The 16,845-nt window shown below is 58.6% G+C and carries 14 protein-coding genes; 1 reads left to right on the top strand and 13 read right to left on the bottom strand.

Going from position 1 to position 16,845, the window contains the following annotated elements:
* Positions 1 to 46: 46 nt before the first annotated feature.
* The 13 genes from AXW79_RS11375 to AXW79_RS11305 form a co-directional block, all read right to left on the bottom strand.
* Entirely contained in the window at positions 47 to 409 is a 363-nt protein-coding gene (locus tag AXW79_RS11375) for a DUF2750 domain-containing protein (RefSeq protein WP_005315249.1), read from the bottom strand.
* 113 nt (positions 410 to 522) lie between these two features.
* Positions 523 to 2,154, bottom strand: a complete 1,632-nt coding sequence (locus AXW79_RS11370) for a methyl-accepting chemotaxis protein (RefSeq protein ID WP_011898654.1) — start codon at positions 2,152 to 2,154, stop codon at positions 523 to 525.
* A 158-nt stretch (positions 2,155 to 2,312) separates the two neighbouring features.
* Complete coding sequence (locus AXW79_RS11365; RefSeq protein WP_005315243.1) at positions 2,313 to 3,617, bottom strand: inosine/guanosine kinase; 1,305 nt, start codon at positions 3,615 to 3,617, stop codon at positions 2,313 to 2,315.
* A gap of 186 nt (positions 3,618 to 3,803) precedes the next feature.
* Positions 3,804 to 4,196, bottom strand: coding sequence for an MAPEG family protein (locus tag AXW79_RS11360; RefSeq protein WP_005315228.1), 393 nt, complete (start codon positions 4,194 to 4,196; stop codon positions 3,804 to 3,806).
* A 71-nt stretch (positions 4,197 to 4,267) separates the two neighbouring features.
* Positions 4,268 to 5,242: a ferrochelatase gene (gene hemH / locus AXW79_RS11355; RefSeq protein ID WP_005315225.1), complete on the bottom strand. Its 975-nt coding sequence runs from the start codon at positions 5,240 to 5,242 to the stop codon at positions 4,268 to 4,270.
* A 105-nt stretch (positions 5,243 to 5,347) separates the two neighbouring features.
* Positions 5,348 to 5,992, bottom strand: a complete 645-nt coding sequence (gene adk, locus AXW79_RS11350) for an adenylate kinase (RefSeq protein WP_005315223.1) — start codon at positions 5,990 to 5,992, stop codon at positions 5,348 to 5,350.
* A gap of 257 nt (positions 5,993 to 6,249) precedes the next feature.
* Complete coding sequence (gene htpG, locus AXW79_RS11340; RefSeq protein ID WP_005315218.1) at positions 6,250 to 8,163, bottom strand: molecular chaperone HtpG; 1,914 nt, start codon at positions 8,161 to 8,163, stop codon at positions 6,250 to 6,252.
* A 217-nt stretch (positions 8,164 to 8,380) separates the two neighbouring features.
* Entirely contained in the window at positions 8,381 to 8,983 is a 603-nt protein-coding gene (gene recR, locus AXW79_RS11335; RefSeq protein WP_005315214.1) for a recombination mediator RecR, read from the bottom strand.
* 195 nt (positions 8,984 to 9,178) lie between these two features.
* On the bottom strand, positions 9,179 to 10,003 hold the full coding sequence (gene fdhD / locus AXW79_RS11330; protein ID WP_005315205.1) for a formate dehydrogenase accessory sulfurtransferase FdhD: 825 nt from the start codon (positions 10,001 to 10,003) through the stop codon (positions 9,179 to 9,181).
* A gap of 12 nt (positions 10,004 to 10,015) precedes the next feature.
* Entirely contained in the window at positions 10,016 to 12,130 is a 2,115-nt protein-coding gene (locus AXW79_RS11325; RefSeq protein WP_005315202.1) for a sigma 54-interacting transcriptional regulator, read from the bottom strand.
* 362 nt (positions 12,131 to 12,492) lie between these two features.
* Entirely contained in the window at positions 12,493 to 12,891 is a 399-nt protein-coding gene (locus tag AXW79_RS11320) for a hypothetical protein (protein ID WP_005315184.1), read from the bottom strand.
* An 81-nt stretch (positions 12,892 to 12,972) separates the two neighbouring features.
* Positions 12,973 to 15,117 (bottom strand): formate dehydrogenase H subunit alpha, selenocysteine-containing, encoded by a 2,145-nt coding sequence (locus AXW79_RS11315; RefSeq protein WP_011898652.1) that lies wholly within the window; start codon positions 15,115 to 15,117, stop codon positions 12,973 to 12,975.
* A gap of 35 nt (positions 15,118 to 15,152) precedes the next feature.
* Positions 15,153 to 15,842, bottom strand: a complete 690-nt coding sequence (locus tag AXW79_RS11305; RefSeq protein WP_005315182.1) for a 4Fe-4S dicluster domain-containing protein — start codon at positions 15,840 to 15,842, stop codon at positions 15,153 to 15,155.
* A 590-nt stretch (positions 15,843 to 16,432) separates the two neighbouring features.
* Here AXW79_RS11305 and AXW79_RS22275 point away from each other — a divergent pair.
* Positions 16,433 to 16,744 (top strand): P-loop NTPase fold protein, encoded by a 312-nt coding sequence (locus tag AXW79_RS22275; protein WP_005315180.1) that lies wholly within the window; start codon positions 16,433 to 16,435, stop codon positions 16,742 to 16,744.
* Positions 16,745 to 16,845 lie beyond the last annotated feature (101 nt).

Genomic DNA, 16,845 nt, shown 5'->3' with positions numbered 1-16,845 from the left:
TGCTGCCGGTGGCCTTGTTAGGGGCCATCCATCAATGCAGAACTGTTCAGGCGTCCAGTTCAACCAGCGCCTTGGCCAGCTCGATGGGCTCGAGCTCCTGGCCTTCCAGATCGGCGTTCCAGTTCGGACCGATCAGCACATCATCCTCGTTCAGGTCATTGATCCAGATGTCGAGGAACTCTTCCAGCTCGATCACTTCCGGCTCGTAGTCAGCCCACTCGTCTACGCAGTGCAGGCGGGCATCTACTTCGGCGGACCAGAGCGGCATCACATCGGCATCTTCGAATTCGGCAGAGCGGCAGACAACCCAGTCTTCACCGTAACGCAAGCCCCAGACCTGACCCGACTCGCGGACTTCTTCGATGAACAGTTTGAAATTGGCGTCAAGATTGTCAGTTAGTTTGCTCATGGGGTCTCTCTCTTACAGGCTGTCGGCCAGTGCTGGCCAAGAATGGGGCAGATGGTGTCCCAAAAGCCCCCCAGACTCAAGTCAAATCCCTAAAAAGGCGGGAGCCCCCCTCATTAAGTGCGATATCGCCCCACCAGGGCACTCAGCTCATCGCTGGAGTGAGCCAAGGTACCTGCCGCCTGCCCTGTGCGCTGATTTTCAGCAAGTGCCTTGTTGGCAAGCTGGGTGATGGCGGAGAGGCGCTGCGTGATCTCGTCCGTCGATCGACTCTGCTCGCTGGCGGCCTCGGCTATCTGATTGTTCATGGTCATGATGGTGCCGACCGCCTCATCGATGTCACCGATGGCGCCCTCGGCATCCCCGGCCTTCTCTGCCGTCGAACGCGAGAGTTGTTGCAACTGCCCAATCCCGGTCGCCACCTTGCCAGCCCCCTCTTGCAACCGCTGGATCATCTGCCGGATCTCGTCGGTCGAGTTATGGGTGCGGGTCGCCAGTGTACGCACCTCATCGGCCACCACCGCAAATCCACGCCCCTGTTCACCGGCGCGCGCCGCTTCAATGGCCGCATTGAGCGCCAGCAGGTTGGTCTGCTCGGCGATCCCCCTTATCACGTCAAGCACTGAGCCTATCTGCTTGGTGTCCTGCTCGAGGCGTGCCACCGCCTGCACAGTCTCCTCCATCTCATCGGCCAGTTGCCCTATGGTGGCAATGGTCTGCGCTACGACCTGGCGGCCATGCTGAGCCAGGTGCTGCGCCGTATCGGCTGCCGTTGCGGCCTGCTCGGCATTCACGCCGACGGCGCGACTGCTGATGGTCATCTGGGCCATGGCGTCGGCGACCCGCTGGGTATCCTGTTCCTGATCCGTGACGATGGCGCTGGTTCGCACCACAACCTGCTCCAGTTGATGAGCCGCCTCCCGGTTCTGATAGGCGATCTGCTGGGTGCGAGCCACCAACTGAGCCATCTGGTTGGCAAAGAGGTTGAAATTGGCCGACAGCAGACTCACCTCATCTCGTCCGCTCTCTGGCAGACGAAAACGCAGATCCCCCTCACCCTTTGCAATATTGCCCAGGGCCGAGACGGACTGAGCCAGCGGTGTCACTATGCTGCGCCCAATCAGGGTCACGGCGCCCAGCAACAGCAAGGCCAAGACGGCACCGATCCCCAGCAGGGTGCGCAGCACTTCCTGATACTGGGCATCGACATCATCCACATAGACACCGGTACCTATGATCCAGTCCCAGGGGGCAAAGTGCTTGACGTAGGAGATCTTGCGAACCGGCTCGTCAACGCCGGGTTTGGGCCAGTAGTAAGCCACCTCACCACCAGCAGCCTGCTGCTTGACCCGCTCGACAAAGGCAACGAATAGCTTGAGTCCCTGCTTGTCTTCCACCCCGGAGAGATCCTTGCCATCGAGTTCGGGTTTCATGGGATGCATCACCATGGTGGGGTGACTGTCATTGACCCAGAAATAGTCGTCCTGGCCGTACCGCAATCCCCGCAGGGCCGCCAGGGCCTGGGTCCTGGCACTAGCGTCGTCCAGCTCACCCTGTCTTGCCCTCGCCTCGAAACCGGCAACCAGACTGTAGGCGGTCTCCACCTGGGCGCGGGTCTGATTGCTCTTCTCCGCCATCAATCCCTGATGATAAACCCGCAGGCAGGTAACGAGGAGCGCAGCCACTATGACCAGCACCATCAACGCCACCAGCAATAACCGGTGGCCAATACTCCATTGCCTCAACATAGCGTGAACCCGACCTTGGTACAGTTTGTTAACAAGGTATGTCGCCAGCTTGATAAATGTCCATGACCATAGCCAAATGAGCGTCAGAAACATGATCCAGCCCCAAAACAGAAAGGCGCCCTGTTGGGCGCCTTTCTCGATACGGGAAAACGGGGGGATCAACGCTCCCAGTAAACCTCTTCCAGACTGTCTTCCTTCTCGGGCAGACCACGGGAAAGACGGGGGCTGCTCTGGGCCAGCACTTCATAGCTCACCCGGTTGGCGTACTTGCACACCTGGGCCAGGGAGGAGTAGGTCAAGAACTCGGACAGGTGCTTGGCGGAGTTCGGCACATTCATCCGGTGATAGGCGTTGGCCACCATGTCATGCAACACGGCAGACAGGGCACCATCCCCTGCCCCGTTGGTGTTCTTGATCTTCTCCGGGCCCCCCATGTAAGGGGAGATGTGGGAGTAGATGCGCGCCGGATTGCGGCACTTGTCACGGGCCATGGGGCGGCTGAACTCATACATGTTGAACTCGGGGATGACGCCGGGCAACAGGGTATGGGTGGTCTCGCGCTTGTAGTCTTCCTCGGTGTAACTCGCCATGTAGAGGCCGATGGGGCCTGCGGTGCAGAGCACCATGTCGGCCCAGTCCAGCGCCTTGTCGGCTGCGCCGAGGGGATCGGCGATGCCGGTCAGGGCCTCGGCCTCATCTTCATTCATCGCAAGCACTGTCACGTTCTCGGCGATGAAGTCGCGCCACCACTGGGGATTGCCTTCAATCACGAAGCGGGTGCCCAGAGTCAGTACCACGGGCACACCGGCCTCGCGGGCGTAGCGCACGGCGGCCATGGCGGCCTCCTTCATGAGAGTGCCATCTTCACCGCGCACCAGATAGGCGGTGATCACCAGAGCGGAGGACTCCTTGATGATGGCTTCGGGAATGTGCGCCACATCGAGGTGATCCATCTTGCCGGCATTGATGCCGAAACTGCGCTCTCCCCCCTCGGTAATGAAGGTGAAGCAGCGACCGACAGGGCCATTGACCGGCTGCAGGTAGTCGAGGTTGACGCGAGAAGAGGTATTGCACAGATAACGGTAGGCGTAGCTGCCGATGCGGATGTCCTGGCTCATGACCCCGAGCAGGATGGAATGGGAGTCGGCCAGCACTGAGTAGTTGTGCATTGTGTTGCCAATGGTGCCACCGGCAAACTCGCTCACCACCATGTTGTTGGCCTTGAGCTCTTCGTAAACACGCTCGGCCACGTCGTCGCTGATCACCACTGAGTGGCCTTTGCTCAGGCCATAACGGTTCAGGAAGTCTTCATCCACATGGGCTTCGATGTCCACCAGTGTCTGATCGATACCCACTACATAGGCTTTGCCCAGTTCGGTAAGCAGGGGATTTTGCGGGATCAGAGGATCGCGTCTGTCGACCGGGAAGTAGTGTTTGGACTTGCGCTGACCGGAAAATTTCATGGCAATCTTCTGTGCTCTGGGGGAAAGAGGGGCGGGATTTTAACACAATCCGCCGTGCCGAAAAGTCGCCTGATTAAAATATGGGGTCAGTATAGACAAGGGCTGCAGAGGAAAACGTTTACCATGATTCATCTTAAAAACCACCTCGCCGGGAGGTGGTTTTTCGGGTCGGCCGAGACGAGGATATCAGCCGAACGAGAGCCCCTGTACCAGTGCCAGCACAGAAAACAGCCCCAGTGCCAACCAGAACAACAGGGTACCAAACAGCCGCGGCATGTTGGGGGCCTTGGGGATCTGGATACCGATGGCGTGCAGGATACGCCCCACCAGGAGGCAAAGACCGCCGACGTGGAGCCAGAGCGCCCCCACCCCAGCCAGCTCACACAGGGCCATCAGCAGCAGGGTCAGTGGCACATACTCGGCGAAGTTGCCATGAGCACGGATCGCGGAGCGCATCTCGGGCGCCTCCCCTTCCCCTATCATCACCTTGAACTGGGCACGGCGCTTGACCACCCAGAAGGAGAGCAACAGAAACAGCAGCCCCAGCAGGCCTGCGTAAATCAACGTGATATGCATCATCATGACACTCCTTATCCTTGGGTTCTGAACGCGGGAAACTTATGCCAGCTGGCGGCACATGAAAGAGACCATCATGCCAGCTCGCGGCAAATAAGGGAGACCATCATGCGAATGTGAGCCTGATCGCTGTTGAGCGCAGGTATGTATTCGAACTGCTCGCCACCGGCTTCCATGAAGATCTCCCGGTTCTGCACTTCGATCTCTTCCAGGGTTTCGAGGCAATCGGCGGCAAAGGCCGGACAGACCACATCGAGCCGCTTGATGCCCGCTGCCGGCAAACCGGCGATGGTCACATCTGTGTAGGGTTTGAGCCACTCCTCCTTGCCAAAGCGGGACTGGAAACAAGCTGTCCACTGCCCGGCTTCAAGCTCGAGCGCCTCGGCCAGCAAGGCGGCGGTACGACGACACTGGTGACCATAAGGGTCGCCTTCGTTTTCGTAACGCTCGGGAATGCCGTGAAACGACATCAGCAGATGATCGCCCTGACCTTTCTGCTCCCAATGACGGCGCACGCTCATGGCCAGCGCCTGAATGTATTCGGGGTGTGCATGGTAATCACGAATGAGCCGCACCACAGGCAGGTTGCGCTCTTTCTTCATCGCCTTGGCCCAGGCATCAAACACAGAGGCTGTGGTGCTGACCGAATATTGCGGATAGAGCGGCAACAGTATCACCCGGTTGACCCCCTTGGCCTTGAGCGCCTGCCAGCCATCGTCCATGGAGGGCGAGCCATAGGTCATGGCCAGTTCCACCGGCACATCGACCCCTTCCCGCTTGAGCTCCTGCTCCAGCGCAGCACGCTGCTGCTTGCTGATCACCATCAAGGGTGAACCCTGCTCGGTCCACACCTGCTGATAAAGCTTGGCGACTCTGGGAGAGCGGGTTGGCAATATGATGAAGTGGAGCAGCGGGCACCAGAGATAGCGAGGCAAGTCGACCACTCGCGGGTCGTGCAGAAACTGGCTGAGAAAGGCCTTGACGGCCGCCGTGGTTGGCGCGGCTGGGGTACCCAGATTGACCAGCAAGATCCCGGTTTTTGTGGTCACGATTGCTTCCTGTCTTTCTGTTGTTCTATCTGAATGCAAGAAAGGGCCCTGCATGGACCCTTGTCTAATGGCACAGTGCCATTGCTCATTTTCGCAATGTCGGGCTTAGCCCAGGATTCTCGCCAGCTGCTTGCTGACCTGATCCACCGGCTGGGTACCATCAATCTTGACGTAACGGGTGTTGCCCGCCTCCGCCTCTTTACCGTAGAAACCGATGAGCGGCGCAGTCTGCTGATGATACACATCCAGACGCTTGCGCACTGTGGTCTCTTCGTCGTCGGCACGGATCACCAGATCTTCGCCGGTCACGTCATCCTTGCCTTCCACTTTCGGCGGGTTGAACACCACGTGGTAGGTACGGCCGGAGCCGGAGTGAACGCGACGACCGCTCATGCGCTTGACGATCTCTTCGTCCGGCACGTCGAATTCCAGCACGAAATCGACCACGACACCGGCATCCTTCATGGCTTGCGCCTGGGGAATGGTGCGCGGGAAACCGTCCAGCAGGAAGCCGTTGGCGCAATCTGGTTGGGCAATACGCTCTTTGACCAGGCCGATGATGATGTCGTCAGAGACGAGCTGACCTGCGTCCATCACGGCTTTGGCATTGAGGCCCAGCTCGGTGCCCGCCTTGATCGCCGCACGCAGCATGTCGCCGGTGGAGATCTGCGGAATACCGTGTTTTTCCATGATGAACTGAGCCTGAGTACCTTTGCCGGCACCCGGAGCCCCCAACAGAACAATGCGCATACACGCTCCTATTGATTGGTTATTCAATTCTTGAGAAGGCAAAAAACTACACGGTTTCGCTCATTTTCACAAGCTTGCCCCGTGTGAGTGGCTTATTTTTCACCATGTTCCCGCAGCGGCGATGCGACTCGAGCCGCAATGCTGCCCTGAAAAAATGAGTGAAAATGCAGCGTCCCTCAATAACGAAGAGAGGCGCTTGCCCCTTGTCGGACAAGCGCCACATAAAAAAAGCCCACTGCATGCAGTGGGCCGAAACATCATGCCTGGAGTAGCAGACGGTTGATACGGGAGACGAAGCTCGCCGGATCATTCAGACCGCCCTGCTCTGCCAACTGGGCCTGTTCGTGCAGCAGGGTGACCCACTCGCCAAACAGCGCCTCGTCTTCGATGGTGTCGAGTTTCTTCACCAGAGCGTGATCCGGGTTCAGTTCCAGAATGTATTTCTGCTCCGGCACCGGCTGACCGGCGGCGCGCATCAGCTTGATCATCTGGGTGCTCATGCCGTGGTTATCGGTGACGATGCAAGACGGTGAATCGGTCAGACGGTGGGTGACACGTACCTCTTTCACCGCTTCACCCAGGCTGGTCTTGACCCGCTCCACCAGACCGGCGTTGGCCTTCTCGGCCTCTTCCTGCGCCTGCTTGGACGCTTCATCTTCCAGATCGCCCAGATCCAGCTCGCCACGGGTGACGGAGACCAGCTGCTTGCCATCGAACTCGGTCAGGTGGCTCATCAGCCACTCGTCGACACGCTCCCACATCAGCAGCACTTCGACACCCTTCTTGCGGAAGATTTCGAGGTGCGGGCTGTTCTTGGCAGCGGCGAAGCTGTCGGCGGTGATGTAGTAAATCTTCTGCTGGCCTTCCTTCATGCGGCCAACATAATCCTCGAGAGAGACGGTCTGGGCTTCGCCCTCGCCCGCCGTGCTGGCAAAGCGCAAGAGCTTCGCGATCTCTTCGCGGTTGGCGTAATCCTCGGCCGGGCCTTCTTTCAGCACGTTGCCGAACTCGCTCCAGAACTTGGCGTACTTCTCGGCGTCATCCTTGGCCAGTTTGGCCAGCATGGTCAGCACCCGCTTGGAGCAGGCCTTGCGCAGGGAGACGGTCACCTTGTTGTCTTGCAGAATTTCACGGCTGACGTTGAGGGGCAGATCGTTGGAATCCAGCACCCCTTTCACAAACCGGAGATACGTCGGCATAAACTGCTCGGCGTCATCCATGATGAAAACGCGCTGCACGTAGAGTTTCAGGCCGTGCTTCTGCTCGCGGTTGTAGAGGTCGAACGGTGCTCGGGCCGGCACGTAGAGCAGACTGGTGTACTCCTGCGCCCCTTCCACCCGGTTGTGACCCCACAAGAGCGGATCTTCGAAATCGTGGGCAACGTGCTTGTAGAACTCCTGATACTCCTCGTCCTTGATCTCCTTCGGATTACGAGTCCAGAGTGCGGTGGCGCGGTTGACCTGCTCCCACTCGCCCGGCGTACCGACGACGGTCTCGCCATCTTCTTCGCGATCCGGGGTGCCCTCTTTGAACATCTCCACCGGCACGCTGATGTGGTCGGAATACTTGGCAACCACGGCGCGCAGACGCCAGTCGTCGAGGAACTCTTCCTCTTCGGCACGCAGGTGCAGGATGACGTCAGTACCACGGCCCTCCTTGGTCACATCGGCCACGGTGAAGGAGCCTTCCCCTTCCGATTCCCACTGCACGCCCTGCTCTGGAGCAGTACCGGCGGCGCGGGAGACCACTGTCACCTTGTCGGCGACGATGAAGGCGGAGTAGAAGCCCACACCAAACTGACCGATCAGTTGGGAGTCGCGGCCCTGATCACCTGACAAGTTCTTGAAGAACTCGGCGGTGCCGGACTTGGCGATGGTGCCCAGATGCTCGATCACCTGATCACGGGTCATACCGATACCGTTATCAGAGATGGTCAGGGTCCGATTTTCTTTATCAACCACCAGGCGAACGCGCAACTGGCCGTCGTTTTCGAACAAAGAGGCATCGGAAAGCGCCTTGAAGCGCAGCTTGTCCGCCGCATCGGAGGCGTTGGAGATCAGCTCGCGCAGGAACACTTCTTTGTTGGAGTAGAGGCTGTGGGCCATCAGGCTCAGCAGTTGTTTGACTTCAGTCTGAAACCCGTGGGTTTCGGCATGAACGCTTTGGGTCATCGACACTATCCTCAGGCGATTCGGGTTGAACATATTCCTGATACAAGATGGGGCCTGGGATCCCCATTTCAAGGGGGAAAAATATCTTGGCAGTGCGAATGGCGATTTTTACGCCAACGCCCACGATGCGCCGCACAGCAGCCAAACAAAAACCCGCCGAAGCGGGTTTGAGAAACAGTGAGCCTGACGCGGACTCAATTCAAGGGCTGACGCGGCCTCAATTAAGGGGCTGACGCCCCATCAAGGAGTGAGAAAGCGTGGTGCCATCCACCAGCTCCAACTCGCCGCCCACCGGCACGCCGTGGGCAATCCGGCTCACCTTGACGCCAGCGGCGCGGGCCATGTCGGCGATATACCAGGCGGTGGCATCCCCTTCGATGGTGGGGTTGGTGGCCAGGATCAGCTCGCTGATGGACTCTGCTTTCAGACGCTGCTCCAGGATCTCCAGCCCCAGCTCCTCAGGGCCGATGCCATCGAGGGGGGACAGGTGCCCCATCAGCACGAAGTAACGGCCGGAGAACTGGCCTGTGTGCTCGATGGCAGCCACATCCGCCGGGCTCTCCACCACACACAGCAAGCCGCTCTCTTCGCGCTTGGGATTGGCGCAGATCTCGCAAAGCGCATTCTCGGTGAAGGTGCGGCAGTGGCTGCAGTGGCCTATCTCGGTCAGCGCCCGATTGAGCAGCTGGGCCAGACGCAAGCCGCCGCTGCGCTCGCGCTCGAGCAGGGTAAAGGCCATGCGCTGGGCCGACTTGGGGCCGACACCCGGCAGCACCTGCAGGGCCTTCATCATCTCATCCAGCAGGGGGCTGAATTTCATGGGCTAAGTATCCTTTGACGCTGTGTTGGCGGGCGGCGACCTCAGGCACCCTTACGGGTGCGGGTTGCTCTTCGCCCGGCCGAACCAATCTTGTTGGCGCAGGACTATACCCGAGCCGCCCCCCGTCCGCCAATGGCCTTGTACCTGCCAACCCTCTAAAACCACCGACCGGATAACCCGGCATCCATGGCTGCACTACCCCAGCCCAATGCGCTGACAACCGCTGTAGATCTCTGCCCGCCCCGGGCGGCAAAAGCCCACCAGGGTGAGCCCGGTCTGCTCCGCCCGCTCGACCGCAAGTTCGGTGGCGGCCGAGATGGCGAGCAGGATCTCCACGCCAGCACTGGCGCACTTTTGCACCATCTCGAAGCTGGCGCGGCTGGTCACCAGGATGGCGCCGTCACGCCGACCGGTGCGCTGCAGGTGCCCCACCAGCTTGTCGAGCGCTATGTGGCGCCCCACGTCCTCGCGAATGGCGAGAATATTGCCCTCCCCGTCCACATGGACGGCGGCATGGGTGGCGCCCGTGCTCTGCCCCAGCAACTGCAAGGGCCGCAGCGCCGCCAGTACCTTATCGATCAGGGTCACCTCGAAGCGCTGGCTGTCCGGCAGTTGCGGCAGGGTGCGCACCACCTGCTCCAGGCTCTCGCTGCCACAGATGCCGCACCCCGTGCGCCCGGCCAGGGTGCGCCGCTTCTCTTTGAGGCGATACACACAGCGATTGGCAAGGGTGATATGCAGCTCGATCCCCTGACAGCCGTCAACTTGCTCGATATCGTGGATGTCCTGCAGGCCATCGATGATCCCCTCAGAGAGGGAAAACCCGATGGCAAAGTCCTCCAGATCGGCGGCTGAACACATCATGACGCTGTGGGCGATGCCGTTGTAGACCAGCGCCACCGGGGTTTCGCAGGGCAGCTGCATGGCGCTGTCCGTGGTGACACCATCGCGCTGGTAATGGACCACCTCCCGGTGGGCGCAAAGCGCCTGCGGGGTATCGCTATCGAGTTCGAGCAACATCTGTAGTGTCCCTTAGTTGAGGGTCTGGGGGGCTTTCGCCGAGATACCGAGCCGTTTCATCTTCGACAGCAGAGTGGTGCGTTTCATGCCGAGCCGGTTGGCGGCGCCCCGCTCCCCCGCGACTATGCCGTTGCATTCGCGCAAGGTGTCTATGATGGTTTGGCGCTCGTCCTCCACCCCGTCACTCTGGCCGTTGCCGCCCTTGAACAAGGCCTGCTCGGGCTCGTCATAGACCAGGGTCTCTATCTTGTGATAGCCCTTGAGCGGCATCAGTTCATCCGGGGAGAGGTTGAGCACATGGCCCCGGGTCATTACCACGGCGCGCTCTATGATGTTTTCCAGCTCGCGGATATTGCCGTACCAGGGGAGCGACACCAGCATCTTCATGGCGTCTGCCGGGATAGAGGTGATGTTGCGGCGCATCCGCTTGGCGATCTTCTTGATGAAGAAGTTGACCAGCAGCGGTATGTCTTCGCGCCGCTCGCGCAGGGGCGGCAACTCGATGGGAAAGACGTTGAGCCGGTAGTAGAGATCGCTTCTGAAGCGCTTGTTCTTGACCATGGAGAGCAGATCGCAATTGGTGGCCGCCACCAGCCGCACGTCGATGGCGATGGGATTGCTGTTGCCGACCCGCTCCAGCTCGTGTTCCTGCAATACCCGCAAGAGCTTGGGCTGCAAGTCCAGCGGCATGTCCCCCACTTCGTCGAGGAACAATGTGCCCTTGTGGGCCCGCTCGAAGCGACCGATGCGCTGGGCCAGGGCGCCGGTAAAGGCCCCCTTCTCGTGGCCGAACAGATCGCTCTCGATGAGGCCGGTGGGAATGGCGGCGCAGTTCACCTTCACCATCTCCTGTTCGCGGCGATCGCTCAGCCGATGGATGGCCTGGGCGATCAGCTCCTTGCCGGTGCCGGTTTCCCCCAAAATCAACACTGAGCAATCGCTCTGGGCCACCAGTTTCACCTTCTCCAGCACGCTCTCCATGGCGGCGCTTTGATAGATGATGCTGGAAAAATCGGCGTTTGGCTCGAGCTCCGCCACCCGGATCGTCTTCTCGCGGGCGCCGTTGGTGTTGGAGATCTCCTGCTGCGCCTGCACGTTGTTCATGGCAATGGCGGTGCGGGCCGCCACCTGTTCGAGCAGGGAGATGTCGATGTCGGCAAAAAAATCGGCATCCGGGTGGGAGAGGATCAAGACCCCCAGCATATTGCCCCGATAACGCAGCGGCAATATGCAGGAGCTGTCCGCATCGGCCGGCAGTATCTGGGTGCTGAAGCGGCAGCTCGAATCGCAACCGTGGCCCTGCTCCCGATAGATGAAGAAGGGCTCGCTATGACCGAGCGCCCCCTGCAGACAGTTCTTCTCGAAACAGGAGTGGTTGATGATGCCGGGCTGATCGCTCTGCTGCTGATTGACCAGATAGCTTTTGAAGCTGTCGGAGGTGGCATTGTACTCCGCCAGACACAGGCTGCTGATGGCGAAGTGGTGCTGCAGTATGGAGAAGAGGCTCCTCGGCAGCTCGGCGATGCGCACCAATTTAATCACCGCATTGGTGACATCCACCAGGATCTTGCAGCTGTCGCGCTCCAGACGCAGGGAGTTGGCCTGCTCCAGGGTGCGCTCCTTGTCGAGCACGTTTTCGAGCGCAATGGCGACGATGGCCGCCAGCTGGGTCAGCTTGGCCAGGGTCTCCATCGGGAAGGCATTGACCGCCGGGCTGATGAATTCCACCCCGCCCAGATGGCTGCGGGCCGTGGTGATGGGCAGCTGGCAGTAAGAGTGCAACCCCTCATACACTCTGGCCGCCGCCAGCCACTCGCAGCGGTTGTGAAAGCGGGCCATGGGCAGCACTATGGCCTGCTCCCTGGAGAAATAGAGATCGGCCTTGGCGCAGACCAGGTGCTTGGGGCCCTTCTCCCCCATGAAGTAGAAGAGGGCCTCCTCCCCCGCCCCCAGATTGAGGATCAGGTTGACCCGGGTCACCCCGGCGAAGCAGGCGTCGATCCGGTTCAGCTTCTTGATGAAATCATCCAGAGTGACGGCGGAGAGCAGGTTCTTGGAGAGGGAGAGGAAGCCGTCATCCCAGATGGGTGAGATGTCGGTTAACGGAATGGCACTCACATTCAGCATTCTGGCCTCACGTTACATCTATATGGGCAAAAGATTGCGGGCACATTGCGGTCAGCAACGACGGTAAACAACAGGTCAGCCAGATCCATCAGATGTTATAATTAATTTTTAAAAACTTAACGCTTAATTATAAAAACTAACATGCCTTGAAATAGCCGCTCACTGCCTGTCGCATAATAAGGTAGCCCTACCCCCATTACAACCAGACAGGCTTGGGCCAATATCCCGCCATCGCCAAAAATATGCCCACTTTGGCGCATATATATCGCCGCGATCCGCCAGAAGCTGTCGGTCTGCGTTGCCGTATTGCGTAGCGTGATGGATTGACTGGATAGCCGCCGGTTGCCCATGCCTGCGCTGCGTCAGGAGGAGATGAGCTGGTAGTTGTAGAGCTTGAGCCCACCCAGGATGAAACCGGCCGACAGCACTTGAAAGGCCATCAATAACCCACTGATATTGTCAGCTATTTCTGCCGAGACGGCCTGATGGGTCAGGTAGATGGTCAGCGTCATCAGACACATCAGCAGGCAGTTGACCAGGGTGGTGGAGAGAAAGGCAATCAGCCAGGCCGCCTGCACGCTCAGCGCCGCCAGCACGGCGCCCATGGCGATGCGCGCGGCGATAAAACAGCCGAAGAAACCAAACCCCAGCAGAAATATCAACTCATCGTGCCACCAGAAGCAGACCAGCCCCAATAACATCACCAAAAAATAAGCGGAAACATAAAAGATCCCGAATGAGAGAGTTAATTCATTTTTCATGAAGGACACCTCCAGCTGAAAAAAGGATGAGGGGATCCGGGCCCTGTGAACAGAGCCTGGATCCACTTTATTTAACGACGATTACCCCTTGGCGGCGCTGCGCAATTTCGCCTTGAGCGCGCTGTATTCAGTCTGGACGTACACTTCCGCCTCAGGCTGATCCTCAATACGCTCAATCTTCACCGCGCAGTACTTGTACTCGGGGGTGTAGGAGACGGGATCAAGGTGCTCTATGGTCAGCTCGTTGCACGCCCCGATCCACCACTGGTAGGTCATGTAGACCACACCGGCGTTGACCCGCTCGTTGTAGTTGGCCCGGGTGATCACCTTGCCGCGTCGCGACGAGATCCACACCAGCGCCTGATCCTTCACCCCAAGCTTTTGCGCATCGCTCGGGTGGATCTGCACATAGCCGGGCTCATCGGCCAGGGTCTGCAGCGCCGAGCAGTTGCCTGTCATGGAGCGGCAGGAGTAGTGTCCCACCTCCCGCACGGTGGAGAGCACCAGCGGATACTCAGCACAAGGCTGCTCCAGCGGCGCACGCCACTCGGAGGCAATCAGCTGGCCCTTGCCACTCGGGGTGGTGAACACATTCCCCTCGAACAGGGTGCTGGTGCCCGGGTGATCCTCGGTCGGGCAAGGCCACTGCACGCTCTTGAGATCCGCTATCTTGTCGTAGCTGACCCCGGTATAGAGCGGGCAAAGGGCGCGCATCTCGTCCCAGATCTGTTGGGTGTCGCGATACTCCATGGGGTACCCCATGGCGGTGGCCATCAGCGAGAAGATTGCCCAGTCCGGTTTCACGTTCTCGGGTGGCGTAACTGCCTTGTAGAAGCGCTGGAAGCCGCGATCTGCCGAGCTGTAAACCCCCTCGTGCTCACCCCAACTGGTGGCGGGCAGGATCACATCCGCCATCTCGGCGGTCTGGGTCATGAAGATGTCCTGCACTATCACCAGCTCCATGCCGCCCAGGGTGCGCCTGAACTGGGCCAGATCGGCTTCAGTCTGCGCCGGATCTTCGCCAAAGATATAGAAGGCCTTGCACTTGCCCTCCTCCACCTTGTGGCCAAGCTCCGTCAGACGGTAGCCGGGCTTCTGGGAGAGCGCCGGTACGCCCCACGCCTTGGCAAACTTGGCGCTGATCGCAGGATCGCTCACCGACTGATAGCCCGGGAACTGGTGTGGCAGCATCCCCATGTCACAGGTGCCCTGCACGTTGTTCTGCCCGCGCACCGGACCGCAGCCGGTGCCACGGCGACCGAAGTTGCCGGTCAGCAACGCCAGACCCGCGAGCCCCTTGACCACATCCACCGCCTGACCGTACTGGGTCACCCCCATGCCCCACAGGATCATGGAAGCAGGCGAGGCAGCATAGGTGCGAATGGCGGCGCGGATATCAGCGGCTTTGAGGCCGGTGATCCCCTCCACGTATTCCGGGGTGTACTTGGCGACCGTGGCCTTGAAGGTGTCAAACCCCTCGGTGTAGTTGGCGACGAACTCCTTGTTGTAGAGCCCTTCACTGATCAACACGTTGGCGAAGGCGTTGACCAGCGCCATGTTGGATCCGTTTTTGAGCGGCAGCCACTGATCGGCGATACGGGCGGTTTCCACCATGCGGGGATCACACACAATCACCTTGGCCCCGTTCGCCTTCGCCTTGAGGATATGGCGGGCGACTATGGGGTGAGAGTCAGCAGCGTTGTAACCAAACACCAGCAGGCACTTGGTCTCTTGAATTTCGGGAATGGCGTTGCTCATGGCGCCGTTGCCTACAGTTGTCTCCAGACCGGAGACTGAGGGTGCGTGTCACACCCTCGCGCAGTGGTCGACGTTGTTCGTCCCCAGCACAGCGCGGGCAAATTTCTGCATCACATAGTTGGCTTCGTTGCCAGGGCCACGGGCCGAGCCGGTGGTCATGATGGCGTCGGCACCGTACTTCGTCTTGATGGCAGACAGACGGCTGCTGGCAAAGTCGATCGCCTCATCCCAGGAGACGGATTCGAGCTTGCCACCGCGCTCGCGGCGGATCATCGGGCTCTTGAGACGGGGGGTCAGCAGGTTGGTGTCGTTGAGGAAATCCCAACCGTAATAACCCTTGAGGCAGAGCTGCCCCTCGTTGGTCCGGCCGTTGGCGCCTTCGGCCCCCACCACCTTGTCGTTTTCAACCAGCAGGTTGATCTTGCAACCGGTGCCGCAATAGGGGCAGACGGTAATGACTTTTTTCATGACTCACACTCTTGTTTGTTAACGGTAAAAGGCTGTTAACGATAAAAGGCCTTTAACGAAAATGGCTTGTCAGGGATAGAGAGCACAGAGGCGCAAGCGGCGGCCAGCAAGGGCCTGCGCACGCCATCCAATGCATTACCCTTGTGCCAAGACCGGCTGGCGCTGGCCAACTGCTTCTGGCGGTTCAGCTCGCCGAGGGATTCCGGGGTCACCAAGCGCAGCGCCTGGGTCGGGCACACCTCGACACAGGCCGGGCCCGCTTCACGGTGACGGCAGAGATCGCACTTCAAGGCTTGCGCCTTGGTCTGCGGGCGCTTGAACAGCGCATCGGCAGCGGGCGCCACCTCTTTCACCACCACCGCCATGGCACCGTAAGGACAGGCCACCACGCAGGATTTGCAGCCGATGCAGCGCGCCTGCAGCACCTTGACGCAACCATCCTCACTGACAATGGCATTGTTGGGGCAGGCCACAGCACACGGCTTGTCTTCACACTGGCGGCACAGCACAGGCGTGGTCACCTTGCTGCCGACGATCACCTTCAGGCGCGGCTGGAAATAGCTGTCCTTGGAGACCAGATGTCCATCCTCGATGGCAAGACGCAGGCCGCCCTCCCGCTCAACGGTACCCGCGCAGGACGTTGACTGGTGTGACACGGCGCAGGCCACCTCACAGGTACGACACCCAATACAAAGACTGGGATCTGCAATCACGAAGCTGTTCATAGAGAGGGATCCTAAATGGTTCGTTACTGCCGCACTGGCATCGTCCGGCGTGCCCAAGTGTCATCACCACAAGGGGCGCACACTCGCACACCGACGACGCAGCCAGCTCACCCACAAAGCATTTATCAGACCAGAAAAGAAAATGAGCGAAATGAAATTGGCAAACAACTGAAAATAAAGGGGTAATCAGAATCGTAGACGAAGGTTTTCAGGCTGGTGACGATGACGACAGCAGGCCGTAACAGTGATCGACACGACAAAAGTGACGAGCTCGACACCGGCTGACAAAGGCGTATCACCCTGCCCTTTCCGTTCAAACACACAAAAGAACGCCAATCAATGACCAATTTGTTGATCTTGGGCAGATTTTTCGCCAATCGCTCTTTTTCCCCCCTATCCGATTGGATAACATGCTTCAGTTGGCAACCAGCTCCGCTAAGGGAGTTTCTATACTGTTGCCAGAAATAACCGCACAGATTTACAGATTAGAGCTGCACACTGGAAATTCAATCTTAAGACAGAATAATTTTTAAGTTAACAATTACAATCTCAACTTTATAATAATGATGACCATAAGGTAATGTTCATATATGAATAATGAAGAAACAATATCAAGTTTTGATTTTTCAATTTTATGTGAGGATGCTTCCAATGAAGACCTTTTTGAAGATCAGACTCATCAACGCATAAGTGACAACTTACATAACCTCATAGATAAATCTCCTAAAGGAATAACCATAGGGCTAGAAGGATCGTGGGGCTCAGGAAAGTCTACCGTAATTAATCTTCTTAAAGACAAACTGAATTCTAGCCCACGAGATAACAGATTGTTCTTTATGTTTGATGCCTGGGCTCATGACGGTGATCCATTAAGAATGGATTTTCTTAGAGTCATTAATTAGAAAAATAGATCCACAAGAAAAAAACAAAGAATTAAATGAGATTAAAGGCAAAATAACTGGAAGAACAAAAACTATAACTGCAAAAGCTAAAAAAAGCACAT

The organism is Aeromonas salmonicida subsp. salmonicida, assembly GCF_001643305.1.
GTDB classification, from domain to species: Bacteria; Pseudomonadota; Gammaproteobacteria; order Enterobacterales; family Aeromonadaceae; genus Aeromonas; species Aeromonas salmonicida.
The sequence above is the reverse complement of the archived record's forward strand: the minus strand, read 5'-3'. Positions and strand labels throughout refer to the sequence as shown.